This window comes from Branchiibius hedensis (assembly GCF_900108585.1).
GTDB lineage: Bacteria > Actinomycetota > Actinomycetes > Actinomycetales > Dermatophilaceae > Branchiibius > Branchiibius hedensis.
On sequence record NZ_UESZ01000001.1, the window covers coordinates 1,436,455 to 1,449,894 of the forward strand.

Here is a 13,440-nt window from a genome sequence, read left to right on the forward strand (position 1 = left end):
ATCAATCATCAAGGAGTGACTCCCATGGCAGAACGCACCGTCACCATCGCGTCAGCGGTTGGTTTGCACGCTCGACCCGCCGCGCTGTTCGTCCAAGCGGCGTCCGAAAGTGGACTGGACATCGAGATCGGCCGCAAGGGCGAGGACCCGGTGGATGCCACAAGCATCCTGGGGGTCATGGCCCTTGGCGCCAAACACGGCGAAGAAGTCGTCCTGACCGCGGACGGCGAGGGCGCCGACGAGGCTCTCGACAGCCTGGTCGACCTGCTGTCGCAGGACCTGGACGCCTGAGCCGATGACTGCACTGCGAGGTATCGGGGTCAGCGCCGGAGCGGCGTACGGACCGGTCGTGCTCGTTTCTCCGGCGGTCCGGCCGCCGGAGAACGAGCCGGCGGCCACGGATCCGGACGCCGAATTGGTCCGGGTCAAGGCGGCATTCGAACAGGTCGCCACGGACCTCGATACCCGCGCAGCGCACGCCGACGACACGGCACAGCAGATCCTCACCGCCACGGCGTTGATCGCCCGGGACAAGAGTCTGCACAAGGCGGTGGGCAAACACCTGGCCGCGGGGCAGGGCCCGGCGACCTCGGTGGCCGCAGGGGTGGAGGAGTTCGCCGCCCAGTTCGAAGCGCTTGGTGGCTATTTCGCCGAGCGCGTCACCGATCTGCGGGACGTGGGATCCCGCACCGTCGCAGCGGTACTCGGGGTGCCCGCACCCGGCGTACCCGAACTCACCCAGCCCAGCGTGATCGTCGCGCAGGACCTGGCCCCCGCTGAGACCGCGACTCTTGACCGTTCCCTGGTCGCGGGAATCGTGACCGCCGAAGGTGGACGTACGAGCCACACCGCGATCCTTGCGGCCCAGATGGCGATCCCGGCGGTCGTCAACTGCGAGGGTGCGCTGGATCTCGAACCGGGCAGCATGGTCGCCGTCGATGGCGACTCCGGTGAGGTGCTCCTGTCCCCCTCGCACGAAACGGTCGAGCGACTGCGCGAGCGGGGCGATCGACGTACGGCGGCCCTCGCCACCTCCGCCGGCCCGGGCCGGACCCAGGACGGTCACCCCGTGGCCCTTCTGGCCAACATCGGTGGCGTCGCGGACGCCGTCGACGCCGGCGCCCAGGACCTGGAGGGCGTCGGGCTGTTCCGTACTGAATTCGTCTACCTGTCCGCCACCCAGGCGCCGACCGTGCAGGAGCAGGCGGACATCTACCGCCAGGTGTTCGCGCCGTTCCCGGGCCGTCGGGTCGTCGTACGCACCCTCGATGCGGGCGCGGACAAGCCGTTGGCGTTCGCCGACCTCGGACCGGAGGAGAATCCGGCGCTCGGTCAGCGCGGACTACGGCTGTCCGCGGTGCGTCCTGACCTGTTGGATGCGCAACTCGAAGCTCTGGCGGTCGCGGCCAAGGACACTGGCGCCGACGTGCGGGTCATGGCGCCCATGGTCGCCACCGCTGAAGAAGCCGCGTGGTTCGCGCGGCGGGTGCAGGAGAACGGACTGCCGAAATCCGGAGTGATGATCGAGGTTCCCGCGGCTGCCCTGCGCTCCCGGCACGTGCTGGCTGAAGTCGACTTCGGCAGTCTGGGCACCAATGACCTGGGCCAGTACACGATGGCCGCCGACCGGATGCACGGTGCCCTCTCTGATCTGCTGGACCCGTGGCAGCCCGCCGTCCTCGACGTGGTCGCAGCCGCCTGCCATGGCGCCGCCCACCAAGGCAAACCGATGGGCGTATGCGGGGAGGCCGGGGGCGACCCGCTCCTGGCTCTCGTGCTCACCGGGCTGGGCGTCCAAAGCCTGTCGATGGCCCCGGCCAAGGTGCCGATGGTGCGCTACGCCCTGTCCAAGCACAGCCTGTCCGATTGCCAACGCCTGGCCGCGATCGCGCGCGACGCCCGGTCCGCCGGGGACGCCCAGGCCGCCGTACGCGAGGCGGCAAACGCCGAAGTGACCGCTCTGCTCTGAGGCGAACAGACAACGGCCGGACCTGCGAATGCAGGTCCGGCCGTTGTCTGTTGGTGCGAGCCGAAGCTCAGCGAGTGCCGGGAGCGGGACTTGAACCCGCACGCCCTTGCGAGCAAAGCATTTTGAGTGCTCCGTGTCTGCCATTCCACCACCCCGGCAGGGCGGGCCCCAGCATAAACGAGCACTGGGGTTACCGCGAAACCCGACGCTCAGTCGTCCTCGTACGCCGCAGCCACCTTGTTCACGGCGTCGCCGACCCGGTGCACGCGCAGGGCGTTCGTGGACCCGGGGATGCCGGGCGGGGCTCCGGCCACGATGACGACCTCGTCGCCTTCCTCGCACAATCCGCTGGTCAGCAGGATCTCGTCGACCTGCCGAGCCATCTGGTCGGTGTGCTTCACCTGCGGCATCAGGAACGTCTGGACACCCCAGACCACGGCGAGCCGGTTGCGGGTGGCCTCGAACGGCGTACAGGCCAACATGGGTCGCTTCGAACGCACCCGGGCCAGTCGCTGCGCCGAGTCACCCGAGGTGGTGAACGTGACCAGGTACTTCACGTCCAGTTGCTCGCCAACCTCGGCCGCAGCGGCCGTGATGGCCCCACCCTTGGTCTTGGGCTTGGTCCCCAGCGGGCGGATCCGCTCCAGACCGTGCTCCTCGGTGCTCTCGATGATCTTCGCCATCGTCCGCACCGCCTCCAGCGGCCACGCACCGACGCTGGTCTCCCCCGACAGCATGATCGCGTCCGCACCATCCAGGACAGCGTTCGCGCAGTCGCTGGTCTCCGCTCGCGTCGGGCGCGGGTTCTCGATCATGGACTCGAGCACCTGGGTCGCCACGATCGCGGGCTTCGCGGCGCGACGGCAGATCTCGACCGCACGCTTCTGCACGATGGGGACCTCCTCCAGCGGCATCTCCACACCGAGGTCACCGCGGGCCACCATCACCCCGTCAAACGCGTCAACGATCGCGCGCAGATTCGAAACCGCCTGCGGCTTCTCGATTTTCGCGATCACCGGGACGAAGCGATCCTCCTCACGCATGATCTCGTGGGCCCGGTCGATGTCGGAGGGTTCGCGCACGAAGGACATGGCGATCAGGTCCGCGCCCAGGCGCAGTGCGAATCGCAGGTCGTCTTCGTCCTTCTCGGACAGGGCGGGGACGCTGACCGCGACGCCGGGCAGGTTGATGCCCTTGTTGTTGGAGCAGATGCCGCCTTCAACCACGGTCGTGACGACGTCCTCGCCCGAGACCGACACGGCCCGCAACTCGATCTTGCCGTCGTCGATCAGCAACCGGTCACCCACGCGGACATCGCCCGGCAGACCCTTGAACGTCGTCGACACGATGTCCTTGGTGCCGGGCACGTCGCGGGTGGTGATCGTGAACGTGTCACCGTTCTTCAACTCCACCGGACCGTCGGCGAAGCGCCCCGTCCGGATCTTCGGCCCCTGCAGGTCGCACAAGATGCCCACGGCGCGACCGGTCTGGTTCGACGCGTCACGAATCGCGACGTACCGCTTCTCGTGGTCCGCATGGTCACCGTGTGACAAGTTCAGTCGCGCGATGTCCAGACCGGCCTGCACTAGTTGAAGAGTTCGTTCCGGCCCATCGGTGGCTGGGCCCAAAGTGGCCACAATTTTGGCGCGTCGCATGGTTCCAACCCTAATGAGCAGCAGTCGTACGAACGAGTAACAACCTCAGACCACCAACGGGCGGTCAGTCGGCCGGATCGGTGCCGGCAGAGCCGAACCACCGGTCAGGAAGGCATCGACGCCCCTGGCCGCAGCGCGGCCCTCGGCGATCGCCCACACGATCAGGGACTGACCACGTCCGGCGTCTCCGGCCACGAACACACCCGGGACAGAAGTCATAAAGTCCTTGTCCCGCTTGATGTTTGAGCGTTCGTCGAGTTCCACACCGAGTTGTTCGACGACCCCCTCGCCTTCAGGACCCAGGAAGCCCATGGCCAACAGAACCAGGTCGGCCGGAATCTCCCGCTCGGTGCCCGCGACGGGTTCGAAACCCTTGTCGGTGCGCTGCACCTCGACCAGTCGCAGTGCCTTGACGTTGCCCTGATCGTCACCGACCAGTTCCGTGGTGTTCACCGCGTAGGTGCGTTCGCCGCCCTCCTCGTGCGCGCTGGCGACCCGGTAGATCATCGGGTACGTCGGCCACGGCTGATTGTCCGGCCGGTCCTCACTGGGACGAGGCATGATCTCCAGGGACGTGACCGATGCGGCGCCCTGGCGCAGTGAGGTGCCGATGCAGTCCGCGCCGGTGTCACCACCACCGATGACCACCACATGCTTGCCCTCGGCCGTCACCTGCCCCTCGACGCTCTCCCCCACCGCGACCCGGTTGGCCGGCGGCAGGAAGTCCATCGCCTGCATGATGCCGTTGAGTTCCCGGCCCGGCACCGGCAGGTCCCGCGGCACGGTGGCACCGATCGCCAGCACCACGGCGTCGTAACGCTGCCGCAACTGGTCGCCGGTCACCTCGGTGCCCACCGCGGTGCTGCACCGGAACCGGGTGCCTTCCATCTCCATCTGCGCCAACCGGCGGTCCAGGACGGCCTTCTCCATCTTGAATTCGGGGATGCCGTACCGCAGCAGTCCGCCGGCCTTGTCGGCGCGCTCGTACACCGCCACCGTGTGACCGACCCGGGTCAACTGTTGCGCGACCGCCAACCCGGCAGGACCGGAACCAATGACCGCAACGGTCTTGCCGGACAACCGGGTGGGGATCTGCGGGGTCACGTTGCCGTGCTCGAAGGCCTGCTCGATCGTGGTGACCTCGATCTGCTTGATCGTCACCGCGGGTTCGGAAATGCCCAGCACACAGGCGGTTTCACACGGGGCAGGGCACAAGCGGCCCGTGAACTCCGGGAAGTTGTTGGTCGCGTGCAACCGGTCGATCGCATCCGACCAGTCACCGCGCCACGCCAGATCATTCCACTCGGGGATGAGGTTTCCCAACGGACAACCGCTGTGGCAGAACGGGATTCCGCAGTCCATGCAGCGGCTGGCCTGTCGTTGCAGGGAGCCCAACTGCTGCTCCTCGTAGACTTCCTTCCAGTCCTTCAGGCGCACCGGGACGGGACGGCGGGCCGGCAGCTCTCGCTCGCGGACCTTCAAGAAACCGCGTGGGTCAGCCACGGCTCACCTCCATGATTCGCTCCCAGACTTCGTCGCCGTCGAGGTCGAGCCCCTCGGCTTGTGCATCCTCACGCACGTCCAACACCTTCTGGTACGCCCGTGGCAGCACCAACGAGAACCGCTGGGAGTTGGCCTCCCAATCGGAGAGCAACGCACTCGCGACCGCTGAATCGGTCCACTCCTGGTGCTCCTGCAGCAGCCGGTGCACGACCTCCAGATCGGAAATCCGCAGCGCCATGACGTCCACCAGTTCGGGGTTGACCAACCGCTCGTCCAGATCGAGCACGTAGGCCACACCACCGGACATACCGGCGGCGAAGTTGCGGCCGGTCGGGCCGAGGATCAGCGCGGTGCCACCGGTCATGTACTCACAGCCGTGGTCACCCACGCCCTCCACCACGGCGGTCGCACCGGAGTTACGAACGCAGAAACGCTCGCCCACCAGACCGCGCAGGAAGATCTGTCCGCTCGTGGCGCCGTATCCGATCACGTTGCCGGCAATCGCGTTCAACTCGGCCACCAACGAGGCATCCCGGGTCGGACGGACCACGACTCGGCCGCCGGACAGGCCCTTGCCGACGTAGTCGTTGCCCTCGCCGTACAACCGCAGCGTGACGCCCTTGGGCAGGAACGCCCCGAAGGACTGGCCGGCTGCACCGGTCAACGACAGTTCGATGGTGCCGTCCGGCAACCCGTCGTGGTAGCGCTTGGTCACCTCGTGCCCGAGCATCGTGCCGACGGTCCGGTTGACGTTGGCGATCACCACCTCACCGCGTACCGGTTCCTGGTTCTCCAACGCGTCGTGACACATGGCGATCAACTGTTGGTCCAGCGCCTTCTGCAAACCGTGGTCCTGCGGAACGACCTGGTGGCGCGCGGCGCCCTCGGGTACGTCGACCTGCCGCAGGATCGGCGACAGGTCCAGACCCTGGGCCTTCCAGTGATCGATGGCGTCGGTCGTGTCGAGTGTCTCGACCTGGCCGATGGCCTCCTCGATGCTGCGGAAACCCAACTGCGCCAACAGCTCTCGCACCTCGGTGGCGATGTATTCGAAGAACGTCTCGACGAATTCGGGCTTGCCGGTGAAACGCTCCCGCAGCTCCGGGTTCTGCGTGGCCACCCCGACCGGGCAGGTGTCCAGATGACAGACCCGCATCATGATGCAGCCGCTGACGACCAACGGTGCGGTCGCGAAGCCGAACTCTTCAGCACCGAGCAGCGCGGCGATCACCACATCGCGACCGGTCTTCATCTGGCCGTCGGTCTGCACGACGATCCGGTCCCGCAAGTCGTTCAACAGCAACGTCTGCTGGGTCTCGGCCAGGCCGATCTCCCACGGCGCCCCCGCGTGCTTCAGCGAGGTCAACGGAGCGGCACCGGTGCCACCGTCGTGACCGGAGATCAGCACCACGTCCGCGTGCGCCTTGGACACACCGGTCGCGACCGTGCCGACACCGACCTCGGACACCAGCTTCACGTGCACCCGGGCCTCCGGGTTGGCGTTCTTCAGGTCGTGGATCAGCTGGGCCAGGTCCTCGATCGAGTAGATGTCGTGGTGCGGCGGCGGTGAGATCAGGCCGACGCCCGGTGTCGAATGCCGGGTGCGAGCGACCCACGGGTAGACCTTGTTGCCAGGCAACTGGCCACCCTCACCGGGCTTGGCGCCCTGGGCCATCTTGATCTGGATGTCGTCAGCCTCGGTCAGATACAGCGAGGTGACACCGAACCGTCCCGATGCGACCTGCTTGATCGCCGAGCGCCGGGTGGGGTCGAGCAGACGGTCGACGTCTTCGCCACCCTCACCGGTATTCGACCGCGCGCCAATGCGATTCATCGCAATGGCCAACGTCTCGTGCGCCTCTTTGCTGATCGAGCCGTAGCTCATCGCACCGGTGGAGAACCGCTTCACGATGTCGCTGATCGGCTCGACCTCGTCGACCGAGATCGAGGGGCGGTCGGACTTGAACTTGAACAGTCCGCGCAGCGTCATCAACCGCTCCGCCTGGTCATCGACCCGCGCGGTGTACTGCTTGAAGATGTCGTAGCGGCGCGACCGGGTCGCGTGCTGCAGGCGGAACACCGTCTCGGGGTCGAAGAGGTGCTGCGGGCCTTCCCGGCGCCACTGGTACTCACCGCCGACCTCGAGGGTGCGGTGCGACAGCGGCTGTCCGTTGACCGGGTAGGCGACCGCGTGCCGGGCCGCGATCTCCTTGGCGATGACGTCCAGACCGACGCCACCGAGGCGGCTGACCGTGCCGGTGAAGTACTCGTCCACCAGTTCACGGGACAGACCAAGCGCCTCGAACACCTGGGCGCCGCGATAGGACGCCACCGTGGAAATGCCCATCTTGGACATCACCTTCAGCACGCCCTTGCCGAGCGCCTTGATGAGATTCTTGACCGCCTTCTCGGGCGTGATGTCGGTAATCGCACCCCGGCGGATCATGTCCTCCACCGACTCCATGGCCAGGTAGGGGTTGACGCAGGCCGCGCCGTACCCGATCAGCAACGCCACGTGGTGCACCTCGCGCACGTCCCCGGCCTCGACGATCAGACCGACCAGGGTGCGGGTCTTCTCGCGGGTCAGGTGGTGGTGCACGGCCGAGGTGAGCAGCAGCGACGGGATCGGTGCGAACTCGGCGTTGCTGTCCCGGTCGGACAGGACGATGAACTGGTACCCGTCCCGGATCGCCTCGCTGACCTCGGCGAAGATCCCGCGCAGGCGGGCCCGCAGAGCCGTGACACCGCCGTTGACGTTGTAGGTGCCCCGGATGACGTACGTCGTCTGGCGGCCGTCAACCTCGAAGTGGGTGATCTTGGACAACTCGTCGTTGTCGATGACCGGGAAGTCGAACTGCAGCATCCGGGCGTGCTCCGGACCCGCGGTCAGGGCGTTGCTCTCCGGGCCCATCAGGCCGCCGAGGGAGGTGACCAGTTCCTCGCGGATCGCGTCCAGCGGCGGGTTGGTGACCTGGGCGAACAACTGGGTGAAGTAGTCGAAGATCAACCGCGGCCGATCGGAGAGTACGGCGATCGGCGTGTCCGTGCCCATCGCACCGAGCGCCTCGCCGCCCGTCTTGGCCATGGGAGCCACCAGGAGCCGCAACTCCTCCTGGGTGTAGCCGAACGTCTGCTGGCGACGTACGACCGACGCGGGAGTGTGCCAGATGTGTTCCCGCTCCGGCAGATCGGCGAGTTTGATGACGCCGTCCTCGAGCCACTGGGCGTAGGGGTTCTCGCTGGCGAGTTCTTCCTTGATCTCGTCGTCGCCGACGATCCGGCCCTGGTCGGTGTCGATCAAGAACATCCGGCCGGGCTGCAGGCGGCCCCGCCGGACCACCTTGGACGGGTCGAGGTCCAGGACCCCGGCCTCACTGGCCAGCACGACCAGGCCGTCGTCGGTCACCGAGTAGCGACCGGGACGCAGACCGTTGCGGTCCAGGACCGCGCCGACCAACGTGCCGTCGGTGAACGCCACACAGGCCGGCCCGTCCCAGGGCTCCATGATCGTGGAGTGGTACTCGTAAAACGCCCGCCGACCCGGATCCATCGTGGTGTGGTTCTCCCACGCCTCCGGGATCATCATCAGCACCGCGTGCGGCAGGCTGCGGCCACCCAGGTGCAGCAGCTCCAGGACCTCATCGAAGCTGGCTGAGTCGGAGGAGAAGTTCGAGCAGATCGGCAGGATCCGGGACAGGTCACCCTTGAACAGGTCGCTGCTCAACTGGGATTCGCGCGCGCGCATCCAGTTGCGGTTGCCCTTGACCGTGTTGATCTCACCGTTGTGCGCGATGTAGCGGTACGGGTGCGACAGCGGCCAGCTCGGGAAGGTGTTGGTCGAGAAGCGTGAGTGCACCAGCGCGAGTTCGGTGGTGAAGCGCCGGTCGGACAGGTCGGGGTAGAAGGGCTCGACCTGTCCGGTGGTGAGCATCCCCTTGTAGGTGATGGTCCGACAGGAGAAGGACGGGAAGTAGACGCCCTTTTCGTTCTCGATGCGCTTGCGCAGACAGTAGACGCGGCGGTCGAGCTCGACGCCGGTCAGATCGCCCTCGACGGAGGTCACGAACGGCTGGCGGAAGGACGGCATCACGTCGCGCGCGGCCTGGCCGATCACATCGGGGTTGGTGGGCAGATCGCGCCAACCCAGCACCCGCAGACCCTCTTCGGCCGCGATCTGGGCGAACCGCTCCCCCACGGCCCATTGCTCGTCGGGGTCGGTGGGCAGGAACACGGTTCCGACGGCGTAGGAACCGGCGGCCGGCAGTTCGAAATCGACGACGGCGCGGAAGAACTCGTCGGGGATCTGGGTCAGGATGCCGGCGCCGTCACCCACGAGCGGGTCAGCTCCGGTCGCACCGCGGTGCTCCAGATTGATCAACGCGGTCATCGCGTGCTCGACGATGTCGTGCCCTGGGGTGCCCCGCATCGTCACGACCATCGCAACGCCGCACGCGTCGTGCTCGTTCGCCGGGTCGTACAGCCCCGTGGAAGCGGGTACCGCCGAGAAAGGGATGGAAGCCATAGCCGCTCACCGTCCTCCGGCCGGAGCCGGTTCGTCATCTACCAAGGGCACACCGGGGGTGCGCCCTGCGGGACGACGTTGGCCAGCGGGGTGCCGTCAGCTTAGTTGGCTGGCGGAGTGTTCACCAAATGGGAAACATCGTCTCATTCTGTGAGAACTTCCGGTGCTTCTTCGCGCCCCTCCCGCGTCCCATCCGGGTGTCGTTTGCCGGCCACGATGAAGCCGATCAAACCGGCGACGAACACCACGATGCAGACCCAGACGTTGACGCGTAGACCCAGGATATGGTTCGCGGGGTCCGTACGCATCAGTTCGAAGACGATGCGTCCGCACGGGTACAGCATCACGTAGAGCGCGAAGACCCGCCCCCGGCCCAGGATCCGCCGCCGATCGAGCAGCACGATGAACAGCGCGATCACCAGGCAGTAGAGCGATTCGTAGAGGAACGTCGGCTGGAAATAGCCCAGGACGATGGGCTTACCTGCACCGTCCAGGACCGCGCGGCCGGACGACTCGTCCCATTGGTGGATCTGTAACGCCCACGGCAGCGTGCTGGGCCCGCCGTACAACTCGTTGTTGAAGTAGTTGCCCCACCGGCCCATCGCCTGCGCGACCAAAACCCCCGGTGCGGCCGCATCACAGAAGTCCAGGAAATTCACCCCGATCCGGCGGCAACCGATGTAGGCACCGAGGGCGCCCAGCGCGACCGCTCCCCAGATCCCGAGGCCGCCGTGCCAGATCTTCAGCGCATCGATCGGGTGGCCACCCTGCCCGAAGTACGGCTGCCAACTGGTGATGACGTGGTAGATCCGGCCGCCGACAATGCCGAACGGCACCGCCCACCAGGCCACGCTGAGCGCGTCCTCAGCCTTGGCTCCCCGGTCCACCAGTCGCCGGCCGGTGATCCAGATCGCGACGGCGATACCCGCCAGAATGCACAGCGCGTACATCCGCACCGGGACCGGTCCCAGCCAGAAGACCCCGCGGGTGGGGCTGGGCAGATAGGTGACCATCAACGACGTACGCCGGCCGACAGCCCCTCGGCGACCTCCACCATCGCGCGGATCCCCTCAGCGGCACTGCGCCCCTCGGCGTCCGCATCGACCAGCGGTCGCACCAGGGCGGTGCCCACGATGACTCCGTCGGAGAACTGGGCGGCTTCGTGTGCCTGCTGCGCGTTGGACACCCCGATGCCGACACAGATCGGTACGTCGGTCACGGCCTTGGCCCGCTCGACCAGACCGGCGGCGCGTTCCCCGAGGCTCTCGCGAGCACCTGTCACGCCCATGACCGAGGCAGCGTAGACGAAGCCCCGGCAGGCCTGAGTGGTCAGCACCAATCGTTCCGGCGTCGTCGATGGCGCGATCAGGAAGATCGGGTCGAGGTCGTACTTATCGGCGGCGGCCAGCCAGTCGCCGGCCTCTTCGGGAGTGATGTCGGGGGTGATCAGTCCTGAGCCACCGGCAGCGGCGAAGTCCTCGGCGAACCGGGCCACGCCGTACTGCAGGATCAGGTTCCAGGAGGTCATCACGACAGCGGCGGCGCCGGCTTCGCGGATCGCTCGCACGGCCGCGAAGACGTCGCGCACGTGGGATCCGCGCTCGAGTGCCTTGCTGACCGCGGTCTGGATGACCGGTCCGTCCAGCAGCGGGTCGGAGTACGGCAGCCCGATCTCGACGATGTCGGCCCCGGCGGCGACGACGGCCCGCATCGCATCGATCGAGTCGGCGACCGTGGGGAAACCGAGCGGCAGGTAGGCGATGAACGCAGCACGGCCCTCGGCCCGCGCGGCGGACAGCGCCGTTGTCACCTCACTGACGTGTGTCATGCGTCGCCCTCCAGCAGACCGAACCAGCGGGCGGCGGTCTCGACGTCCTTGTCACCGCGCCCGGACAGACTCACCAGCAGCAGCGCGCCCGGACCGAGTTCGCGGCCCAGTTTGATGGCTCCGGCCAGGGCGTGCGAGCTTTCGATGGCCGGCAGGATGCCCTCGGTGCGAGTCAACAGACCGAAGGCCTCCATCGCTTCGTCGTCGGTGATCGGCCAGTACTCGGCGCGACCGGCGTCACGCAGATAAGCGTGCTCAGGTCCGACGCTGGGGTAATCCAAACCTGCTGACACCGAATGCGATTCGATGGTCTGACCTTCTTCGTCCTGCAGCACGTAGGTGAACGCACCGTGGAGGACTCCGGGGGTCGCCTGTCCGCTGAACCGTGAGGCGTGCCGACCGGACTCGACGCCTTCACCGCCGCCTTCGAGGCCGATCAGGCGCACGTCGGAGTCATCGATGAAGCGGTGGAAGATGCCCATCGCGTTGGAACCGCCGCCGACACAGGCGAGCACGGCGTCCGGCAGCCGCCCGTAGCTGTCCAGCACCTGCCCGCGGGCCTCGACCCCGATGATCCGGTGGAAGTCGCGCACCATCTCCGGGAACGGGTACGGCCCGGTGACGGTGCCGAGCACGTAGTGGGTGTGCTCGACGTTGGCCACCCAGTCACGGAACGCCTCGTTCACGGCGTCCTTCAGCGTCTGCGAACCGTGCTCGACCGGGACGACCGTGGCGCCGAGCAGTCGCATCCGGGCAACGTTCAGCGCTTGGCGTTCGGTGTCGACCTTGCCCATGTAGACGACGCACTCCATGCCCATCAGGGCAGCAGCGGTCGCCGTGGCGACGCCGTGCTGGCCGGCACCCGTCTCGGCGATCAACCGCTTCTTGCCCATCCGACGGGCCAGCAACGCCTGACCGAGCACGTTGTTGATCTTGTGCGAGCCGGTGTGGTTCAGATCCTCGCGTTTCAGGACGATCTGGGCCCCGCCGGCATGTTCGGCGAAGCGCGGCACCTCCGTGATGATCGACGGCCGACCGGTGTAGGTGCGGTGCAACTGCGCCAGCTCACCCAGGAACGCCGGGTCGTGGGCGGCCTTGGTGCGCACCTCGTCGAGTTCCTCCAGCGCCGCGACCAGCGCTTCGGGCACGTAACGGCCCCCGAAGTCACCGAACCGGCCCAGCCCGCTCACGCCGCCTCCCCGATCAGCATGCGCACCGCGCAGCGGGGGTCGCCACTGCGGACCAGCGCCTCGCCGACCAGGACGGCGCGCGCACCGAGTTCGCGGTACCGCGCCACGTCGATCGGTCCGGTGATGCCGGATTCGGCCACCTTGATCACGCCGTCCGGGATCGCCGGCGCCAGCCGCGCGAACACCTGCGGATCGACGTCGAGGGTCTTGAGGTTGCGGGAGTTCACGCCGATCAGCTGGGCGCCGAGATCAACCGCCCGCTCGGTCTCCTGCTCGTCGTGCACCTCGACCAGAACGGTCATCCCCAGGTCATGGGCCTGCTGGTACAGGTCGTGTAACAGCGCGTCGTCCAACGCTGCGACGATCAGCAGCACGACGTCGGCGCCGTGGGCGCGGGCCTCGTCGATCTGGTAGGCGTCGACCATGAAGTCCTTGCGCAGGACCGGGATATCGACCCGTGCGCGCACCGCGTCCAGGTCGGCCAGTGAGCCGTTGAACCGGCGCTGCTCGGTCAGCACCGAGATCGCCGTGGCGCCACCCTCGGCGTACTGCTGGGCCAGCGACGCAGGATCGGCGATCTGTGCCAGCGCGCCCTTGCTGGGACTGGCGCGCTTCACCTCAGCGATCACGCCCAGGGCGGCGTTCTGGAACGCGGTGAGCGCGTCGCGCGCCGGCGGTGCCGCTGCGACGTCGGGCACCGGGACCTGGCGCCGCCGTACGTCCAGATCCTCGCGAACCCCTTCGATGATGGAGTCGAGAACAGTACCCACCGG

General features: G+C 67.4%; 9 protein-coding genes and 1 tRNA gene. 2 read left to right on the forward strand and 8 right to left on the reverse strand.

Annotated elements, in window-relative coordinates:
* Positions 1-24: 24 nt before the first annotated feature.
* Positions 25-291 (forward strand): HPr family phosphocarrier protein, encoded by a 267-nt coding sequence (locus DR843_RS07020; protein ID WP_109684721.1) that lies wholly within the window; start codon positions 25-27, stop codon positions 289-291.
* A gap of 4 nt (positions 292-295) precedes the next feature.
* Positions 296-1,969, forward strand: a complete 1,674-nt coding sequence (gene ptsP / locus DR843_RS07025) for a phosphoenolpyruvate--protein phosphotransferase (RefSeq protein ID WP_109684722.1) — start codon at positions 296-298, stop codon at positions 1,967-1,969.
* A 75-nt stretch (positions 1,970-2,044) separates the two neighbouring features.
* Here the strand turns inward: ptsP and DR843_RS07030 are convergent.
* The 8 genes from DR843_RS07030 to trpC form a co-directional block, all read right to left on the reverse strand.
* A tRNA-Leu gene (locus DR843_RS07030) sits at positions 2,045-2,127 on the reverse strand.
* Positions 2,128-2,178: 51 nt separating this feature from the next.
* Positions 2,179-3,624 carry a pyruvate kinase gene (gene pyk / locus DR843_RS07035; RefSeq protein WP_109684723.1) on the reverse strand — a complete coding sequence of 482 codons (1,446 nt, stop codon included), beginning with the start codon at positions 3,622-3,624 and terminating at the stop codon, positions 2,179-2,181.
* 45 nt (positions 3,625-3,669) lie between these two features.
* Entirely contained in the window at positions 3,670-5,127 is a 1,458-nt protein-coding gene (locus tag DR843_RS07040) for a glutamate synthase subunit beta (protein ID WP_109684724.1), read from the reverse strand.
* Positions 5,120-9,649, reverse strand: coding sequence for a glutamate synthase large subunit (gene gltB, locus DR843_RS07045; RefSeq protein ID WP_109684725.1), 4,530 nt, complete (start codon positions 9,647-9,649; stop codon positions 5,120-5,122). Before gltB ends, DR843_RS07040 begins: the two co-directional genes overlap by 8 nt.
* 143 nt (positions 9,650-9,792) lie before the next feature.
* Positions 9,793-10,662, reverse strand: a complete 870-nt coding sequence (gene lgt / locus DR843_RS07050; protein ID WP_109684726.1) for a prolipoprotein diacylglyceryl transferase — start codon at positions 10,660-10,662, stop codon at positions 9,793-9,795.
* Positions 10,662-11,477, reverse strand: coding sequence for a tryptophan synthase subunit alpha (gene trpA, locus DR843_RS07055; protein ID WP_109684727.1), 816 nt, complete (start codon positions 11,475-11,477; stop codon positions 10,662-10,664). Before trpA ends, lgt begins: the two co-directional genes overlap by 1 nt.
* On the reverse strand, positions 11,474-12,667 hold the full coding sequence (gene trpB / locus DR843_RS07060) for a tryptophan synthase subunit beta (protein WP_109684728.1): 1,194 nt from the start codon (positions 12,665-12,667) through the stop codon (positions 11,474-11,476). The genes trpA and trpB overlap by 4 nt, the downstream gene beginning before the upstream one ends.
* The gene (trpC, locus tag DR843_RS07065) at positions 12,664-13,437 is read right to left on the reverse strand and encodes an indole-3-glycerol phosphate synthase TrpC (protein WP_109684729.1); all 774 of its coding nucleotides are present in this window, start codon (positions 13,435-13,437) and stop codon (positions 12,664-12,666) included. The genes trpB and trpC overlap by 4 nt, the downstream gene beginning before the upstream one ends.
* Between the last annotated feature and the right edge of the window lie 3 nt (positions 13,438-13,440).

Bases quoted from the DNA above. Each gene is read 5' to 3' on its own strand.
- trpA (WP_109684727.1), bottom strand. From the start codon at position 11,477: ATGACACACGTCAGTGAGGTGACAACGGCGCTGTCCGCCGCGCGGGCC.
- ptsP (WP_109684722.1), top strand. From the start codon at position 296: ATGACTGCACTGCGAGGTATCGGGGTCAGCGCCGGAGCGGCGTACGGA.
- pyk (WP_109684723.1), bottom strand. From the start codon at position 3,624: ATGCGACGCGCCAAAATTGTGGCCACTTTGGGCCCAGCCACCGATGGG.
- DR843_RS07020 (WP_109684721.1), top strand. From the start codon at position 25: ATGGCAGAACGCACCGTCACCATCGCGTCAGCGGTTGGTTTGCACGCT.
- gltB (WP_109684725.1), bottom strand. From the start codon at position 9,649: ATGGCTTCCATCCCTTTCTCGGCGGTACCCGCTTCCACGGGGCTGTAC.
- lgt (WP_109684726.1), bottom strand. From the start codon at position 10,662: ATGGTCACCTATCTGCCCAGCCCCACCCGCGGGGTCTTCTGGCTGGGA.